Source organism: Pseudomonas sp. BP01 (assembly GCF_022760795.1).
Classification (GTDB): domain Bacteria; phylum Pseudomonadota; class Gammaproteobacteria; order Pseudomonadales; family Pseudomonadaceae; genus Aquipseudomonas; species Aquipseudomonas putida_Q.
The window spans coordinates 1-205 of the sequence record NZ_JAFBKA010000172.1; the positions used below are offsets into that span (position 1 = coordinate 1).

At 64.9% G+C, this 205-nt stretch carries 1 protein-coding gene; it reads left to right on the top strand.

Translation table 11 applies throughout. The features are described 5' to 3' along the window. Positions 1 to 205 (top strand): immunoglobulin-like domain-containing protein (locus tag JOY50_RS28960; protein WP_243056221.1); only part of this gene is annotated, 205 nt, incomplete at both ends.

Sequence of the window (205 nt, forward strand, 5' to 3'; positions counted from 1 at the left end):
CCAGCGCGCCCTACGAGCACGCTGCCCAAGGCGACGACGTCTACAGAGACTCCGGTGAAATCAGCCTGGGTATCAAGTCGGCAGCCGACATCGGTGGCCGTACCTTCGAGAACCTGCAGCTGGGCGACGCGGCGAAGGTCAACGTCACCGACACCACCGACGAAGTCGTGGCGAAACTGACCGCGACCCCGTCGGTCACCGAAGG